This is a genomic window from Photobacterium chitinilyticum (assembly GCF_004104355.1).
GTDB classification, from domain to species: Bacteria; Pseudomonadota; Gammaproteobacteria; order Enterobacterales; family Vibrionaceae; genus Photobacterium; species Photobacterium chitinilyticum.
This window is the reverse complement of sequence record NZ_RJLM01000001.1, coordinates 941,772-960,118: the sequence shown is the minus strand read 5'-3', so window position 1 is coordinate 960,118 and position 18,347 is coordinate 941,772. Positions and strand designations below refer to the sequence as shown.

The 18,347-nt window shown below is 42.7% G+C and carries 16 protein-coding genes; 5 read left to right on the top strand and 11 right to left on the bottom strand.

What is annotated here, in order from left to right; genetic code table 11:
• Positions 1-46: 46 nt before the first annotated feature.
• From tssA to tagH, 8 genes are read right to left on the bottom strand one after another with little or no spacing between them, the layout of a single operon-like run.
• Positions 47-1,141 (bottom strand): type VI secretion system protein TssA, encoded by a 1,095-nt coding sequence (gene tssA / locus EDI28_RS04105; protein ID WP_128782539.1) that lies wholly within the window; start codon positions 1,139-1,141, stop codon positions 47-49.
• A gap of 44 nt (positions 1,142-1,185) precedes the next feature.
• On the bottom strand, positions 1,186-1,995 hold the full coding sequence (locus EDI28_RS04100; protein WP_233353263.1) for a PP2C family protein-serine/threonine phosphatase: 810 nt from the start codon (positions 1,993-1,995) through the stop codon (positions 1,186-1,188).
• A complete protein-coding gene (gene tagF / locus EDI28_RS04095) occupies positions 1,995-2,687 on the bottom strand; it encodes a type VI secretion system-associated protein TagF (RefSeq protein ID WP_128782537.1) in 693 nt (230 codons plus the stop codon). Before tagF ends, EDI28_RS04100 begins: the two co-directional genes overlap by 1 nt.
• A complete protein-coding gene (gene tssM / locus EDI28_RS04090) occupies positions 2,669-6,220 on the bottom strand; it encodes a type VI secretion system membrane subunit TssM (protein WP_128782536.1) in 3,552 nt (1,183 codons plus the stop codon). The genes tagF and tssM overlap by 19 nt, the downstream gene beginning before the upstream one ends.
• A 17-nt stretch (positions 6,221-6,237) precedes the next feature.
• Positions 6,238-7,545, bottom strand: coding sequence for a type VI secretion system protein TssL, long form (gene tssL, locus EDI28_RS04085; RefSeq protein ID WP_128782535.1), 1,308 nt, complete (start codon positions 7,543-7,545; stop codon positions 6,238-6,240).
• Between the two features lie 30 nt (positions 7,546-7,575).
• Entirely contained in the window at positions 7,576-8,901 is a 1,326-nt protein-coding gene (tssK, locus tag EDI28_RS04080; protein WP_128782534.1) for a type VI secretion system baseplate subunit TssK, read from the bottom strand.
• A gap of 37 nt (positions 8,902-8,938) precedes the next feature.
• The gene (gene tssJ / locus EDI28_RS04075) at positions 8,939-9,409 is read right to left on the bottom strand and encodes a type VI secretion system lipoprotein TssJ (RefSeq protein WP_128782533.1); all 471 of its coding nucleotides are present in this window, start codon (positions 9,407-9,409) and stop codon (positions 8,939-8,941) included.
• A complete protein-coding gene (gene tagH, locus EDI28_RS04070) occupies positions 9,409-10,725 on the bottom strand; it encodes a type VI secretion system-associated FHA domain protein TagH (RefSeq protein WP_164918467.1) in 1,317 nt (438 codons plus the stop codon). Before tagH ends, tssJ begins: the two co-directional genes overlap by 1 nt.
• A gap of 329 nt (positions 10,726-11,054) precedes the next feature.
• Here tagH and EDI28_RS04065 point away from each other — a divergent pair, with 329 nt between their 5' ends.
• Both EDI28_RS04065 and EDI28_RS04060 read left to right on the top strand, forming a co-directional pair.
• Positions 11,055-13,121: a serine/threonine-protein kinase gene (locus tag EDI28_RS04065; protein ID WP_128782531.1), complete on the top strand. Its 2,067-nt coding sequence runs from the start codon at positions 11,055-11,057 to the stop codon at positions 13,119-13,121.
• Positions 13,122-13,189: 68 nt separating this feature from the next.
• Positions 13,190-13,552, top strand: a complete 363-nt coding sequence (locus tag EDI28_RS04060) for a hypothetical protein (protein WP_128782530.1) — start codon at positions 13,190-13,192, stop codon at positions 13,550-13,552.
• 81 nt (positions 13,553-13,633) lie between these two features.
• On the opposite strand, the gene EDI28_RS04055 is transcribed toward EDI28_RS04060, so the two are convergent.
• Positions 13,634-13,939, bottom strand: a complete 306-nt coding sequence (locus EDI28_RS04055) for a DUF496 family protein (protein WP_128782529.1) — start codon at positions 13,937-13,939, stop codon at positions 13,634-13,636.
• A 479-nt stretch (positions 13,940-14,418) separates the two neighbouring features.
• Between EDI28_RS04055 and cspE (EDI28_RS04050) the strand changes: the two genes are divergently transcribed.
• From cspE (EDI28_RS04050) to EDI28_RS04040, 3 genes are all read left to right on the top strand, one after another.
• Positions 14,419-14,628, top strand: coding sequence for a transcription antiterminator/RNA stability regulator CspE (gene cspE, locus EDI28_RS04050; protein ID WP_036824165.1), 210 nt, complete (start codon positions 14,419-14,421; stop codon positions 14,626-14,628).
• A 412-nt stretch (positions 14,629-15,040) separates the two neighbouring features.
• The gene (gene cspE / locus EDI28_RS04045; protein ID WP_128782528.1) at positions 15,041-15,250 is read left to right on the top strand and encodes a transcription antiterminator/RNA stability regulator CspE; all 210 of its coding nucleotides are present in this window, start codon (positions 15,041-15,043) and stop codon (positions 15,248-15,250) included.
• A 321-nt stretch (positions 15,251-15,571) separates the two neighbouring features.
• Positions 15,572-16,306 carry a DNA/RNA non-specific endonuclease gene (locus EDI28_RS04040; protein ID WP_128782527.1) on the top strand — a complete coding sequence of 245 codons (735 nt, stop codon included), beginning with the start codon at positions 15,572-15,574 and terminating at the stop codon, positions 16,304-16,306.
• 337 nt (positions 16,307-16,643) lie between these two features.
• Here EDI28_RS04040 and EDI28_RS04035 read toward each other — a convergent pair whose 3' ends face one another.
• Both EDI28_RS04035 and EDI28_RS04030 read right to left on the bottom strand, forming a co-directional pair.
• Positions 16,644-17,675, bottom strand: a complete 1,032-nt coding sequence (locus tag EDI28_RS04035; protein WP_128782526.1) for a lipase family protein — start codon at positions 17,673-17,675, stop codon at positions 16,644-16,646.
• Between the two features lie 228 nt (positions 17,676-17,903).
• Complete coding sequence (locus EDI28_RS04030) at positions 17,904-18,344, bottom strand: thioredoxin family protein (protein ID WP_164918466.1); 441 nt, start codon at positions 18,342-18,344, stop codon at positions 17,904-17,906.
• Positions 18,345-18,347 lie beyond the last annotated feature (3 nt).

Sequence of the window (18,347 nt, the reverse complement as noted above, 5' to 3'; positions counted from 1 at the left end):
TTAATTCAAACCAGGATAATTCATCCTCATTATAGGATGTTAATTGTTACTCTTTATTTTCCAACGATATTCCGACAAGCTGGAAATACCCTTTTCTCGCTTCACCGTCCGATATAAGCTCTTCTAATAAATCGGGTAATGCCATATCACTCCAACGCACTACCTGGTCAATTGCGTATGCCATGGGAGAATGGGGCTCTGTTTTTTTAAAGAAGTCGGCTATTTCCATTAAGTTCTTAATCGCTTCTTTGCGCGAGCTTAACTGCTTAAAAAGTACTGACGCTTCCTTCTCATCCGCCATATTTCCGCTTGGTAATATTTTCACTTCTTCAAGCATTGGTTCTTGCAACTTATCATCCGCTAAGTAAGCAACAGCATCTAAGCAGGCCTGCAATCTTTTGGAAATTTGAGTCGTCGGTAAAAGAACACCACATGCGCTGTCCATTAAATCTACTAAGGTATCATAGGCTTGAATACTCTGTTGAATCTCTTGATACAGCTTTTGATAAAATTCCGACTTAGAAGAATGAACCGCATCAAGTACTTTTTCTAGTTCAATTCCACCCGCATTAATACGCTGCTTTTTCTTGTCTTCATCCAAACGGTCTATTTCTAGGGCTTGTTCATACTCCCACAAAGAATAAGCTTTCTCACCATTATGTTCGGTTATTGGTATACAAGCTATCGGCATTAACAAGGTGCCTTCACCTTCAACCCCATTCAAACCCACAAGGGGTGCAATGCGCGTTTCCACCCCATCTTCATCTGGCATCGGATATAAATCCTGCCAGAATTCGTCGATCAATACTGCTGCGGTTCTAAAACCAGTCATCAGGCCTCGAAAACCATAATTTCTCGCCAAAGCTTCAATTAACCAAGCAGTAAATTCTAGGTCCTTGCATTGTGAGATCAATAATTCTGGAACTTGTTCTAATATGTCACGCCATTGATAAGCATAATTAAGCAATGGTTCATTATCGACCAATGCATTTCTCTCTGCTGCTCGCGCTTTATTTCTCACATCTTTAAGTAAGAAATAAGGTGAATTAGGAGAAGTATCGGTGCGCGGATCTTCTCCCGTTGGTTGAAATTCTAATATTGGTGCTTTTAATGCATCAAAATCAATTAACTCATCGTCCATGATTAACCTGTGATTATGTATAAACAGTATTGGGATGTTTTTATTTATTGCCTAGCGTAGTTAAACAGAGGAACGGTATCATCACTCTCTGTTCCTTGCTGGTTATCCCCCCCTGTATTAGTGGCTCGAACTAATACACAAGTCACATTGTCTGAGGCTCCTCTCACGAGTGCGGAATGCATTAAAGCCAAGCCAGAATCTGAAATTATGTTCGATTGCATGCAGTGCGCCATATGAGCATCTGGTAACTCTTTAGTTAGCCCGTCAGTACAGAGCAGAAACTGATCTCCCCATACCAACTCCCCGGAAATTTGGTCAATCACGATATCAGGGCCAACACCAATAGCCCGAGTGATCACATTTGCCATAGGGTGATTTTCTGTTTCATATGCTCGAATTAAGCCCTGCTCGACCATATCCATAACCTGGCTATGATCTCTAGTTTTTTGCACTAACTGTTGATTTCGCTGCAAGTACAAACGACTATCTCCCACCCACAGGCAATGATATCGCCCATCTTGAACAAATAGCAGAACGGCTGTTGTCCCAATCGTTTCGCCCTGAAGATAACGTTGCGAATAGTCAAAGATTCTGCTGTTTGCTTCATCAAGTGCTTTTCGCATGTAATCAATACCTAGTGACTCCCGAGGTAACTCTTTGACGAACTGCTGCACAGTATCGACCAACATCCTGCTGGCAACATCACCAGCTTTATGCCCCCCCATACCGTCGGCAACAACCCAGACACCTTCAACTGTGCACTCCAAATAAGCATCTTCGTTATAAGGCCGTACCTTACCGGCATGGGTTTGTGCAAACGAAAAAAAACGCCAGTTTGATTCTTTTGATTTCATTACCATCCCCATTGCTCCCAGTTGCCATCTAACATGGCCGAAAACTGACTGACTAATGGCAAGCCTTTTGTCACCAGCGTACATTCAGGTATCTGCTCAGAGCCGGAGGTCCACCAGATACAATAACGATCAAATTTTTCCCGGAAAGCCTTATGCTGCAAGTGATCTGAATGAAAATCTTGTCCACCCAGCAATACCAACTGCTCACTATTACTCGTATCTATCATTATTACAGGGCGTTCAGGCTTCTCTTCAAGAAACCCGTCGGCCGTATTTAACGTTGAAATCCATTGCTTTAGATCGATCGGTTCATCTAATAGTTTCAAAACATGATCTTCTGTATTTTGGCTCCACTGCTGTCGAAGCCAATAACACACAGCAGGCCTATCCACTTCTGCCGCCACGGTAAAATAGAAATGCCGCCCGACTTGGTCAATGCTTGGCATGAACGTGCCAACCATCCCGCTATCACCGCACACCCCCGCTGACAAAGAGAAATGCCACACCGGACTCGTCAAATAATAATCAAGCCACTCTTCTCCGAGCTGCTCACGACTAACTGCAAGGGTTGCCTGGAGCCATTCATTCCAAGGTTTAACAAAATCAGGCGAGATTTGATCTTGTATGAAGTCTCCTCGCTCGGGAACCTTGCCAAAATACCCAAGTGAGGGCTTTACAGTTTCATCGGGCACGAAAACCTCTCAAGATCTTTTAACCAAAATGGATGGGCCACGCTACTCGGCAATAATTGAAGCTCAGCTCTATTTCCTTTGACTTCAACCTTCACGAGATGATCTTTACGGGTTTTGCTTCGGTGCCTTGCTGCCTCATCCAGCATTCTGAATAGCCCCCAGCTGCCAGCATAATTCTTAGTAATCGAATGGCCTGACTGTGGTGGCGTAAAGACCAAACGGACTTTTGAAGACTCGCCCTTCCATGGCCAAGTAAATTGCATAACCCGCGTAGGCCCGTGGCGGTACATCATTGATTGACCACCAAGTTCGAACTTGAAGTTACTGATATGCTGATCCAGATACACTGACTCGATACCAAACTCGACCCTTGGAAACTGACTTTCAGGTTCAAAAAATACATCCCGGATCCGCCTTGCTTGCTCAAAAGCACGCAACGAGGCCTTACTCACACCAATACTTTTTGTAAACCGCCAATTACGCTTCGATGTATCCACAAAGGGCTCAAGATAAGCCGTGAAAAATGTATCCATCGTACCGCCGTAGCCAAAGAATCGACCGAAATCTTTCAGGCGGACTTCCTTCCTCGCTCGACTACTAAACGGATATTTCCCTTTTATAGCCGCCTTATATTCACGAACAACAGTATCTTGCCAAATTGTATTAAGGTGTATTTTCGAACCTTGCTTTGCCAGCTTCCTCGTTTGGCGTTCTAACTGATTAACCCATTGATTAAACGGCAATGGCAGGTGATCTTTCACTTGGCTTAACGCACTGTTTAAGTCACCCTGGGTCTCTCCCCTCAATAAACTTTTATAAGCGGCACTGTCTCGATCGCCCGTTGCTCTTAGTTCTGCCAAATAATTATGCAATAACACTAAAGATTCGTTTAGCGCACTGAGATCGTTTTCGTTAAGTGCCAAGAATTCAGAAAACTTATTTTCTATTTCCTTACCTGGTAACTCTAACTCTACAACTGGCATCTCATTTGGCAGGTAACGTGCAATTCTTGATTTTCTTTGCTCAAGCGCAACACTCGCAGCATTACCAGCTATCGCTCCGGCAACTTTGGCGTTCTTACTAACGGGTAATGTCGTTAGGCGAAGTTGTTTCTGTACACCAAGAATCAAACTTTCTAACGGCTGCTCAGATCCAGCGAGTACTTTTGCCTGCGCCAGTCCATCCTTTGCATTGCTATAAGATTTCAGCCTTACATCACCAAGTAGCTGAGTCCACTCATAGACATAGTCTCGGTAATATTTATCATTGACAGATTGGGTTACCTGTTTGCGAGCTGACTCGCCAAGTAATAGCTCATCACCATATACCCAGCTATCCTCCATAAGATTTTTAACAATTCGCTTATTCTCAAGCTGAAAAATGCCATGAAAACCACTGTAGGTGTATAGGCCAGAGATCCCCTCGGAGAGAGATTTACCACTACGCCGTTCGAAAATACCGTGGCTTTCAGCTCCCAGCACATCAGTCAATCTAAAATCAGGTACATGGCTATCGATATATTCAATTTTCAACCGCTGATAGGCTCGCTCAGACAACGGCATTTGTGTCAGTATGTTTCTTGCCGTTTGTATCGCATCGTCATCAGCGCCAACACCCGTGATTCCACTCTTAAGTACATTCTTTGTATGCTCCATTAAAGATTGACGAAGCGGTATATTGACTTCTCCCGGAAACATTCGCTCAAAAAAAACGGAGAACCAGCTAGTTACCTGATCTTCTTCATAATGCTCAGCATCAAACAACATCAAGTACGTTTTCAATGTCTCGTAAAGGTATTCAAGATAACTGTCATTGGTTGCCATTTCTTGCTGTAGAGAGTTAACTAGGTAAGGTGCAAAATATCCTTGCAACCCACGCTCGTAGGCTGCTTTCGCTGGCTGCCCTATCTTATCTCCCTGATACAGACCAACACGCTCAACCTCATCAGCATCAAGCATCCTTTCGCTATAACCAGCTGGAATATTCTTTAGCTGGTCTAGCGCATGTACCAATGTCACTACATCAGTGTCCTCACTCAGTTCAGGTGAAATAAGTTGCTGGTATTCATCAACAGCGGCGCTGGCCTGAGTGATAAGCGCTTTATTCCATCGATAACTATTAAGCCAAAGAGCACTGGCTACTGACATCGAGACAACACATGACGCTAGTACGCCGCGTCTTAACCACAGGTTCTGTTTTTGATGATTTCGATTATCGGTACCAAGATACTGTTCAGGAAATATGACTTCTTCAAACAAGCGCTTGATGAAATAACCTTTTGTATCAGAACCTGGCTGCTGTAGGGGGATCTGACCTAAACCCAATCCCCCTGAGTTTTCGGCCACAACCCGGTCGATTGGCATACCTTCCTGGGTTGCACTTGCAATAAAGACGCCACGCAGCATTGGCGCTTCCTCAAACGTATTGGGTGTAAATACCTCTTTGAGAAAATCATCGGCTGCCGCCTGAAGGGACCTAAGCTGTTTCGGGAATTCATAAACCAGTGTCCGCTTATCTATATCTCGTACGCTTTGCATGCGAGTATTCATTCTTTCCACAAGGCGTCGGAGCATACAGTGAAACTCACGATTAAACAGCGCAACAACACCCCGCTCAGGATCATCAGCTTTTTCAGGGAAGGTCATGCCCCACACTTGTTCACGATCTTCATGACTTAAATCAGAAAAAAATTCACTAAAACCGGCGACTAAGTCTGCCTTGGTCAAAACCACATATACAGGGAAATGCATCCCAAGCTGATTTTGAAGCTCTTGAATTCGATGTTTGATAGCACGAGCATGAAGGGTCCGCTCTGTTCGAGTTTGTGTCAGCAAGCTAGCGAGGCTAACTGTCACAATCGCGCCATTGATCGGCCGACGAGTACGATATTTCTTTAACAGGCCGAGAAAACCAAGCCAAGCCCTCGAATCTTGCTCACTATTGCTATCTTGTGTCGTATACCGACCAGCGGTATCTATCAGCACAGCCTTGTTGGTAAACCACCAATCACAGTGTCGAGTGCCACCAATACCAGCTAGTGGGTCATTTCCCAATTTATCTTTTAATGGAAACTCCAAGCCTGAATTATTGAGTGCTGTGGTTTTACCTGTTCCAGGCGGACCAATAAGGATATACCAAGGTAGTTGATAAACACTTTGTCCCCGAACGAGCGAGGAGCTATTCAATACTTCTAGTGCCTGCACAATTCGAGAGCGAAGTGTATCGATCTCTTTCTTAGATGCGGAATCTGCATTATTCGACTTGTCGCCATCTAACAAAGTTTTGACAGCATTTTCATTCTGTTTCTTACTTTTCGTTCGAGAGCCAATGTTTATCGCTCCCCACAATAGCGCAAGAACAAGCAAAACAGTCAATCTTGATACCGGGCTAGACAATGGCTCAGATCCAGCCACCGCAACCAACGGGCCACCGAACCAAATCAATAGCGAAATGGCTAATAGCCCCAGCAGCGAAATAGCCCATTTAGAACAGAGAATATCTCCGAGCCACTTAAAAAATCCCTTCTTGAACATTAGTACTGACCAATCCTTTATTGTAAATACAGTAAGTCAATCTCAACACGACGATTACTCGCCCGATTGTCAGGACTGTCGTTCGGTTTTCTTGGCTTTGAATCTCCTAACCCTTCAGGCCATAAGCGACCATGTAGATCAGTTCCCAATGCCATTGAATTGGCAACTGCAGTTGCTCTGGCTAAAGACAGATGCCAATTCGAAGGGTATCTGCTGGTAAAAATAGGCTGATCATCGGTATGGCCTGTAATCAATATCCGACCACGTGTTGACTCCAGCGTCCTAGCAACTTTAGAGAGCAAAGGAATTAAAGCCTCTTGCACTTCGGCACTACCAGATAGAAATAACTCGCTAGATTTAATAATGACTCGTACACGATCGGGCAACTCGACCAGCTCGAGCACTCCTCTTTCAACTTCGCTTTGCAATAGCTGCTGCAAATATAATGAGTCTGGAGCGCTTGATGGCTGTGCTATAGCTTCTTTCGGTTCCCACCGGACCAAGGTATTTATCGCATTAAAAGTCAGATTGGATTGGGTATTAATTGTGTAGCTAAACGCCATATAAATCGCCAGCGTCATGGCAGCAATCACAGATACAAGTACCCATAAAGGAATTCCATTTTTTGGTTCCGTGCCATGTATAACTGAAGCACTCCACGCAGGAGAGAGATCTGTCTCCACTTCGCCCTGAAGACTAAGCAAAGCCTGATAAATTTTTTCACGATAGGTCTCAAGCTTCTCTATACCACGCTCTTCAACGCGCATCTTGCCAACAAACCCCAACGACAAGCATAGGTACTGCAGTTCGAGTAACTGCGAATTAGCTTGTGGCTCGGTCAGTGCGCTATCCAGAAGGGTATAAAAATACTCACCGCCAAACGTTTCTGCATGAAACGTTGAGAGTAAACTCTCTGTCGACCAATTGGACTGCTCTCCCCAAACGGTATTTAGGACTGTTTCATCAATAAAAGAGCAAATACAGTATCTTGCTGCCTCAGTTTTCTCACTCGCTATCGATAAGTGGCGTAACCGAGCCTCATAGTCATGTACCAAATCAATACAGCACTGCTGAAAAAAAGACACATCACTATGATCAGCGGTAGAGCGAATTTGGCCAACAAGAGATAACAGCGATCCCGCCTCTTCGATCAGCGGGTTATCACCCAAAGGCATCAACCCGCTAAACTGATTACCGGTCTTAATCTTTGTTAGCACGACGGTTTGTTCAGCAGTATGGGCATGATCCGGCTTCGCCGCGTTCTTGGCTTCAGCTGTCTTGCCTCGCCCCCCTGGACGAGGTTTAATAAACGTTGCCTCTGACATTATCCTAATCCTTTAACCACACTCTTTTTCTTAATTTATTGCCCATAACTGCATATCTAAATCTGGATATTTCCCTGACAAATGCAGAGCTATACCGCCACTGGCACTCAATCGTTGCCAATAGTCGTTACTTTTATCTAATTGAAAATAGTGATAACCCGCATGGTAAGGTATTTGCCGAGGTGCCACAGGCAAAGCAGTCGTCGCAATACCTGGCAGCTGGTTATTGACCAAATCACGTATATGTTCCACCGGCCCAATTTTCACTTGAGCCGGGAACCGCCGGCGCAATTCTTCATTTGGAATATCCGCTTTGACGGCAAGCACGAACATGGATCGCTCTAACAGCCCTTTATCAGGAACAGCAGCAACACGAATGCCAAACTTTGTCGCTTCGATAGGTAGCTGTATTGCCGTTTGTTCAAGAACAGCGCTCATATACTGATTTAACACTGTCATGAGATTGCCCAGTACCATTGTTAGATCATCATGTAGGTACACCGGCAATTCAGGCGGGCGCTTGGTATCGCCAGAAAAAGTAGCCAACTCTCCTGCCATTGAAAGTAAATAACGGCAAAGCGTTTCTGGATGTAAGCCGTCGGTGACTTCAAAATGATTTAGCAAAGGTTGATAACGATTCAGTAACTGAAGCATTAGAAAATCAGCGATTGAACTTGCCGTTCCCTGTCCTTGGCTTAACCGACCGGCAACACTGTCTGCCCGTAGCTTGACCATTCCACTTAACTCGGTTAGGAATCGTTTTATAACCCTATTACGCTGAACATTTAGGCATGGCGGGATATATTTTTCGTCAAGGATCACCCTTCCTTCATCATTTATTTCAATAACGCGAGCAATTGGCAGCGTGACATAGCCAGACAAGCTGTCACTGGACAGCTTCAATTCAAGCGCTACTTTAGCGAGCTGCAATACATCCGTCGCATCACTTCCGACATTAAAGTCAGCGACTTCATGATCTTCAAAACGATACCGTGTCACCTGTGAACTGTCGGAAGCTGCGATATTCATCCCGCCAACCTGTTCGATCGGGATAGTCAGATAGACAATTTGTTCTCTAACGCTTTTATCGAGTTGAAGAGGTAGAGGTAATGCATCGCGCTTAGGACTAATGATTGCACTTCCATCTTGCATCCGAGCGTAAATGCTTTCGAATCCAAGTTTGCCATGGTTCAATAGAGCTTCATCTACGGTCAACTCAAAAAAACCCCATGAATAACTAGAAGCTTGGCTAACAAGTTCATTCAGTTCATTCAGCATGAAGCGCTCTTGCTGTTGAAAATGCTGTGGGCGCAGAAACATCCCCTCGCTCCAGACAACTCGGCTATAATCGCTCATATTTGCATATTCCTTGCAACTGCAATGTTGTTATTGGCTATTTTATAAATACCGCTAGCTCACCAACATTGATGTGTACTGTTCGATATTCACTTGAATCGATTTCAACAACTTCACGCCAACGCGCATTTTCGATATCTCGATATGCCACTAAAATACCCGCATAACGACTTCCCGGAGCCAAGCTCAGTTCATATTTATGTTCAGAGCCAGGAGCGAGTTCAAACTCATTTTTCAAAATCAAGTCAGGGCCAAGATAATTTTCCGGATCGTCATATAATGCAAAGAAATCCCGAGTCTCAAATATTGTTTTTGAAGACAATTCAAATACTTTAACCACTACGGGTGATGATCTGCCTTTCAAGTCGGGATTTACATCATGAGAAACATCAAATTTTAGTATTGTATAAGCAGGAACAACATAGTTTGCAACTGTACAGGCATTAACAAATAATAAGAGAACAGTTACAAACATCAACTTACACTTTATTGTTTTCAACAAATTCATTATTTAACCTCTCGTAAACTTGCTTCATATGATTTAACAAAATCATCCCAACAATAAATTTCACTCGAATTTTCAAGATCATTTTCAAGGCGCCTGTACATTGCTTCGTATGCATTCCAACTTTTTATCTTTGAACTACCCGGAGAAAATCGAAACCATACATTTTGATCGGCGCCTATCTCTACAATGGATTCTGGAGAAAGTGTTTTCATTATTCCTCCCACCGCACCATCTACTCCAGCCAGCAATGCTTTCTCATGTTTTTCTATATCCAGAAAAGCTTCTTTGATTGCTTGTTCCGGTGGTAAAAAGCTAGTACTTTTCCGGCTGAATAAATTATGAATGGCATCTTCGAGCGTGGCAGAAAATTTCAATGGATTGTTTTCTTGGCGTTTAAAGTGTGTCTGATTCAAACGGCTGGTTTGCTTAAATGCTGCACGCTGATGCAAAGAGTCCATAAGTCCGGTCATCAGGTACTGCATTGAAACACCCAACTCATACCACCATTGTTCATCAGTTTCTGGTGAGATCATGCCCTGACTAATGCCAAGTCCACGGATAAAAGCATCTAAGCCATCAGGCATATCATCGGGCCCACAGTTCACCTCATTAGTAGACCGACTATTATTCGCCAATAGGCCATCCTCAAAGGCATCTTCATGGCGCCTCTCTGGCTGGTTCAATGCGAGAACACCTGATTGCAGCTCTACGGGCTCCGTCGTTAACATAGCGCTCCAATCTTCAGGAATAGGCAAGTCATGAAGTAACTCCGGCAGCGGTGCTTCAGTAGAAGGCGCGATAAAACTGTCTTCGGCGTGAGTAGAAAATACGGTTAACGAACTTGCCATCTCTGAGTTTTCAAAATGGCTTTCATTAGATTGACTTAAACGACTTAATTCACTGGTAGAAATACCAAAGTCACAATCATCCTGAAACTTTTTATTTCCAAAGCTCAATTTTTCATTCGGAGCAGTAACGTGAATATGATTAATTAACACATCTATTTCATAATCACCAAATGCAATACAATCACCATCAGCAAGGATATGAACGGTTTTTCTCCCTAATGGTTTAACTGATCTGTTAATAAATACACCGTTGGTAGACATATCAACAATTACCAGTTTCTCTCCCTGCTTCTCAATATAAGCATGCTTACTTGATATAACACGTTCAGGATCCGGAAGGAACCAATCACACTGTTCAGAGCGCCCGATAACAAACGTTTGTTGTTTATCATTAAACAACAAAGTCTTTTTCGATTCAAAATCTGAAGTGAAGCGATGATAACTCACAACCGAAAATGTTATTTCCATAGCAAAACTGCCAACCATTAAAATATATTGATAAAACTAATTTAAAACAAAACGTAAAAACAGATTTGTAATTTAAGTGTCATGCCACTATAAAGCGTTTCTTTACCGCGATACTAAAAATAACCTTTTGAAATAGCAACGAGAGGTTTTTACTCAATTTTATTTATTCCACACACATCATAAAATCAAGTTCAACACTGTTGCATTGAGTGTGAATAACTCAGTACTTCACCGCATTCCTCTTATTATCAAATAGGAAGATAATAGTTTCATTGTTATTCAGGACGCCATACAACGGCTGAAATAGATTGTGTGGGGAAATCATCGACATGGAAAACACTGATAAAATTAACATTTCTAAAATAAAAGATGCGGTAACAGACCAGCAAGGTGCAGATAACTCAGCGTCCGATAAAACACGTGTGTCAACCAGAACTACACGGCAAACAGGAGATTTATCCTCTTCACAATCACCAGCAATATCAAATAACATCTCCCTTAAAGGAAATATTATTAAGGGCCGATACAGAATTGAAGCGCTTATTGGCCACGGCGGGATGTGTGATGTCTATCAGGCAACCGATTTATTATTAGAAGCATCAGGAAGTTCCGCTCCCTATGTGGCACTCAAAATATTACAAAGGGAGTATCTAAACCAACCCGGCGCCGCCAAAATACTCATTCGTGAGGCACAAAAAACCCAGCAGCTAAGCCATCCCAATATTATCCGTGTCTATGATTTTGGTGGCGAAAAGCAAGCCCACTACCTCGTTATGGAATGGCTCGATGGCGAAACGCTCGAAGAAGTTATCCGTCGCTCCCGCCCGAACGGGTTAAATTACAAAAGCGCGGCCAAAGTTCTTAATCAGGTAATTGCGGCACTCAAGTATGCCCACAGCCAAGGGGTCGTACACGCCGACTTGAAGCCAAGCAATATAATGCTAACCCGTGACGGAACAATTAAGCTATTCGACTTTGGTGTATCCAGAGCATTTAATCTACATGCTGACGATTACTCGACAGAAGTTCAAAATGAAACCAATGCACTAAGCGGTTATACCCCAACTTACGCGTCGCCCAACCTATTACAGGGTAAAGAACCTGAGGCAAAAGATGATATTTTTGCCTTTAGCGCCATCGCCTATGAGCTATTAACCAGTCAGCACCCCTTTATGCGCAAACCTGCCGATCTTGCGCAAAAGTCCCAAATGAAAGCAAAAAAACCTCGGCATTTAAGCCCCTACAAATGGTACATTCTTCGCCAAGGGCTACATTTTCAGGCTGATTCTCGGCTGGAAAGTTTCTCAGATCTGGACAAACGTATCAATATCCACTTCGGCCCTGTTGTTACTGCCTTGGTCGCGGCATGCTGTGTTGCCGTTACTATCGGATATGGTTACCAACAAAATAATATTAAAATTGAACAGCTTTCCGCCAACTTACAACAATCTAAGCAAACCGTCCTGGATGTTCAAAAACTCACCAAGCTCTCGGCTTCCGAGCTCCTTACTGTGATTCCTACTTTATCCAAGCAGAAGCCTTTGTTGATCGATGGCCTACTTCGCCACAAGCAGCAACAAGTGCTGACGATATATGAACATCGTATTAATACAATCCTAAATAATCGAAAAGAACGCTATCCTGACTATTATGCTGTAGAAAAAGAACTCCTGGCGGCACAGGCTCTCTATCCAGATTCAAAAACATTACAGGCAATCTCAGAAGATATTAGTACCAGTTGGCAATCCACTGTTGAAATGCTAGTACAGCGGCTCAACGCAGCACTAGAAAAAGGGCAATATCAGCCATCTGATAATACTGATATTCACCAGCTCCTTGCCGATTTGACGTTAGTGAAAAGGAACTACCAGTTTAAGCCGACAGCCAAAGCTCACGAGACTTTTTCAAGCGCTTTTGATCATGCCACTAAAATGCTCGATTTATTAGCCCTCAAACAGCTAATCAATGTTGGTGAATTAATATTTGCTAACAGCCCGACTCAACAGGAATTACTGGCATCAGGAAAAAAATTGAAGGGTTCGATTCAGATCCTGGCTGACTATCAAGCCCAACTCAATGAAGGTTATACCCCTGAGTTTCCATACAAAGCCGCCGCTCTGTATTATAAAAACAGCTTTGATGAATTAAATGAAAAACTCAGCAAAATCAAAAACGTCACACAGCTAGACTCCTTGAACAAAGACGTAGAAACCCTTGCCGGAAACTTGCCGAATGACTTCTCTCATCTCATTCAAATGCGCCTTTCGTTGGCTACCCAGTACCTAGACTTTTCAGAAAATCTCCTCAAGGCCAATAAAGTACGCACAGCGAACATGGTAATGAAAAAGGCCAACAACCTATTTACAGAAGTTGAAAAAGCACGCTCGGCATATTAACGCTCGAACATTGTTTCACTAAACAAGATATTAAGGGACTTATATGCGGGCTTTAGGGAGATTCGACCGTGCACTTTGATACTTCACTAACCAGCGCCAAATTCAATCAAACACTACTGGTTGACGCTGTGGGGTTCTGTTATGTCATCGCTCCTGTCCACCGGGCAGTAGACGGCGATCTGGGTCTCGCAAAAGAGCAGTATAAAAACAAGTACTGGGCAGACCGGTTACTACGAACCCACTGTAATAGGTGGGGTTATCGCTTTAATTTACATCGGTTATATCGCCAGCTTTGCCCCAACCCACTTCAGCACCATAAATCCAGTGACGAGATGATCAATGAGCTGAGTGATCGTATGGCGCACGGAGAGTTTTTAGTATTCTGCGTTGATAACTTGATGCGATCACCAGCTGGTAATAACACCACCTAAAGCTACCAATACAGATGTACCTATTGACCGATACAAAAAAAGCCCGACCTAAGTCGAGCCTTTCAAATTGACCAGCAGAAATTAGTGCTTAGCAATCTCTGTTTTCTTCAGATCTTTAACGTTCTTGCTCACTTCGCGACGCTCTTTAGATAGCTCGGCACTGATGATAATGTGATCATCAACGCGATCTTCGTAGTCGCCTTTCATATTCTCTACGATTTCAACGATTTGATCGTGAGTCATGTCTGCTTTGATGTAATCAAGCAGGTTTTCTAGCAGCTCAACACGCTTGCGGTTATCACGGACCTTACGATCGTTATCCAGGATTTCACGTTTCAGTTTGTTTTTGCGGCGTGTCTGGCGAACAAGCTCTAGGATAGTGTTCATTATTTGTCCTTTTATGAATCTACAAAGCCTAACTGACTTTGTTATAACAGAAAAATATGTTGTTACTCAAGTCACATTACCAACAGAAAAAAATTATCAACGATTCTTTGATTTAATGCAGCAAAGTGCTAGGTAGGAAAACTTCATCATTCCCACTTATCGTTACAATATGCGCAATGTCTCAAACGTAAGAAAACGCTTTTAATTCATCTGTCTATTGATTGAGAACGAGGTCCCGATTTCAGCTAAATCCTGTGAATCGGACCACAAATTTATCACTTAACTATTTGCAATTAGCATATCAGTGCCTACTCTTTCATTAGACCAGTAGTGTTTGGCAATGATGCAACAATGTAACGAAAACTCTTCATGTATAGGCTCTTGTTTAAGAATGTTGTACTGAAGCAATCTGTTTCAATTGTCACCAAAGTTAAATAGTTATTGGCGCTTATTGTTGATGTAGAAATTCAGGAGACAACATGTCTAAAGCAACAGGTACCGTTAAGTGGTTCAATGAAGAAAAGGGTTTCGGTTTTATCACTCAAGATAACGGCGGTGCTGACGTATTCGTTCATTTCCGTGCTATCACTGGCGACGGATTCAAAACACTTGCTGAAGGCCAAAAAGTGGCTTATGAAACAGAGCAAGGTCCAAAAGGCTTACAAGCGGCAAACGTAGAAAAGATCTAATCTATCTTCTACTTATGCAAGTAAAAGGGCTATTTGGCCCTTTTTTAATCTGTGCAATTTGTTTTTATATAATTTTCTTTTTCCCCCGCTATCAAGTCATTTGTCACTAACACATTGTAAAAACCAGAGATTATCCTACGCACGAATGATACCGATATCACATTTTCTTCGATAAGCACTTAAAACTTAAAGTAATTGCTTGCCCTGACCTATCCCTTATGGCTTAATAGTCTCCGGCCTGTAATGCAGACCTATTTATGCAACAAATTGAAATAGAAAACTTCGTTCCACCGCTTTGCAAAAAGCGCAGTTGTCCTGAAGAGCTTCATTATTCTTTTGTCCATAAGTAATACATTATGTTGGCTTAAGTACGCAAAAAGCGTAATTTTAATTTTTTTTCAGGAGACATGTCATGTCTAAAGCAACTGGTATTGTTAAGTGGTTTAACGACGAGAAAGGTTTTGGTTTTATCACTCAGGACAATGGCGGCGCTGACGTATTCGTTCATTTCCGTGCTATCGCTGGTGACGGTTTCAAATCTCTAGCTGAAGGCCAGAAAGTATCTTTCGACGTTGAACAAGGTCAGAAAGGTCCTCAAGCTGCTAACGTTGAGCGTATCTAATTTGATACCAAGCGTTTAAGCTTTGAAGAAAGGGTGTCTTAGGATGCCCTTTTTTGTACCTAAAATTTATATTCACTGTCCCCTCCTCTCTGATGCCTTCTTTGTATTAGTCGATTAATATCTCAGTTTCAACACTTCATGTAAGTCACTCAATAATCATTGCTCTAAGTGATTAATATTGTTGATAAAGTGCTTTATATCCCACGCTATTAACTCGATTAAAACACTAGTCACAATTTATCTATTTATCAATACAGTTTCATTCGCCAGGCTAATAATATCTTTCGTCCTATAAATACAAACAATAAGGACGACAAAATAATGAAACACATCCTTTTCGCGATAATAAGCCTTGCTCTTTCGACATCGGCCGCAGCGGCAACCTGTAATCAACACCTAGATGTTGGTACACCGAATCAAAGCGATCAGATCCTCTGCAGGGATGGTTATGCCGCAGGTTACAACTACCAGAACAAAGTTTCTAATTGGGTGGCGTATCACATCACCGAAGAAAGCGTGAATGCCTTCTACGAACGCTCTAACAGCTTCCGTACTGATGCTGAAATTCCAACCGCCTATCGTGCAAAAAGCAGTGATTACACGAAAACTGGCTATGACCGTGGCCACCTAGCTCCTTCTGGCACCATGGATTTCTCGCAAGAGTCAATGCAGCAAAGTTTTCTGATGTCTAACATGGCTCCTCAACTACCGGGTTTTAACCGCGGAGGCTGGAAAGCCCTTGAAGAAAAAGTGCGCGAGTGGGCCAATACCTATGATGAACTATATGTCATCTCTGGCCCGATATGGGACGGTAATGAAACCTATATTGGCAATGGTGTATATATTCCAAATAGCTTCTATAAAGTTATTCTGGATCCAGCCTACAACGATGCAATTGCTTTCATCGTTCCGCACCGCAAGGTGTCATCTTCTGAGCTTTCAGGGTTCATCACAACAGTTGATGAAATTGAGCAGCTAACCCAGCTAGATTTCTTCAGCGCACTGCCAGACAGTGTAGAGAATGAAATTGAAGCCGTTCAGTGGGAAATGTGGTAACAGTACACATATAGAATAAAGCTCGTCATCTGGCGAGCTTTAAGTAAAACCCGTTAGTTGTTCAATTCACAGAAACGACAAACTCATAGCCCCCGTAATAACGCCATGAATGGTGGGCTTTAGTGTCTTCCTTGCTATGATTTTCTTGATGCATATCATCCGTCAAGTTGTTAATCTATAGCCTCTATTAACCTGTCTGGTAATCGTCATGGAAACCCTCAACCTATGGTTAGAGTTCATCAATGAACTCCTAAAGCTAATCAGCTAGCTACCAAAACAAGGCTTCATGTGCCGGTAGCTACTGTCTCAGCCTAGGAGCAGTAATCGCTGAGTGTGCTTAGTTAACGATAGGGCCCAATATCTCGCGTATCATCCTAGGAAGCGGCAGTAAATCTTCTAGGGGTATATCATCTTCCATCCCCATTAGTTCCGGGTAGCCCTGTACGTGCTGATAAATCGCCTGAATGATGTAAGGTACTGCCAGAATCTTATATTTTCCTTCCAAAGGTGGCTCACTGGCATTAATCTGCATATATTTCTTACCCTTGGATTCACGGATCATTCTGCGTAAAAACACGGCTAGCGGAAGACTGGGCACAAGCGGAAAGTACAAGCAATAAAGTTTCTTTAACGTTTTAGTATTCCAGGCGTGGGGGACAATATCTAACGAGTTAGCAATTCGATCACATTGATCACCAAGTCTCTGGTCGGAATACTCAGCAAAATCTTCATTTCCCGCAGTTGGCCCCGCAAAAGCCACCGTTGAGATATTGGCATTTTCAGATAATCCTGTCCCTTGAATGTCTTTCAGCCATAGCGCCATAGTTGGAGACAGTGCCCCACCCAAACTATGACCAGTTATGCAAATATCCCCTTTTCCATCAGCTCCCAACTCGCTATTGAGAAACTCCAATATTGTTTTCTTCGCTCCCGGCATTCCAGATTCTGGTCGGAGTGCTTGTAGGATCATGAGTCCAAAATTGGTGCTTTCAGAAATTTGAGGTACTAAATGTTGCGGGGGATTACCAAAGGGCCAGTCCTTTAAGTTTTTTGCTTGAAAGTCCCATATCACCCAATTTGGTATTGAAACAGGGTTCGTCCCCCGAATAGCGATAACATACTTGGAAGGGTCTTCAATATTACGAACAGCATACATTAAGCTATCGTCAAATTTAGTTCCTGGGAGAGCAAAAACTGCAGGCCCCCAAACAACTTCCCATTGATTTTTGATCGGTTTCCATGATCTTAAGGCTTCATTGAATTTTGTTAGGATTATTTCGGCATTTTTCTTATCAGTCCCTTCCAGAGCGAAGCCAAAATAAGACATATAGCTAAATGTCAGCATAATTTGTTGTTTTGTATAAGACATACTCATTCCCTGAACATCATTTTAATAACTCCGCTAGTCGGTATGCTATTTACAATACCAATCAGCATTTAATCTTAATCAAGGGGAATAATAGTAAATCAGATATGCACCGTGGTGACTATGGTCACACAAAGCACTTTTACAGCTAAATATGCAGACTAACTAACGTTTTCATTTGTACCAATGTTTGAAGCATGTAATCGTTACGCGATGCTCTTGGTCATCTCGCTAGGCACTTTTCTCGATAGTATATTTCGCTAACAACCTCTTAAATTCATCTTCAGTAGAAGGAACAGGAGTAGACTCAAGTAGCTCCCCATTTGCCGAAACAATCATAATGTGAGGAAAGATATGTATATCAGGAAACAATGAAAAGAAGCCCTCGTTATAGTTCTCTTCACTGTAATTGACCTTAATAAGGACAAAGTCGTTTTCTAATACCTCATCAAGTGAAGCATCCTTTAAGTTCTTCTCAAATCGATGACAATAGCTGCACCAATTACCACCCGCGATAACAAATATGTTTTTTTGTTCAACAGAAGCCGAGGTTAATGCGCTCTTGAAATCACTTAATGCGTCCCTTGATGGATCGTAAATATCATCAGGCTGAGCAATCGTAACAAATGAAAACAGTAACAAAGGCAACAGTAAAACTCGTTTCAACAACACAAT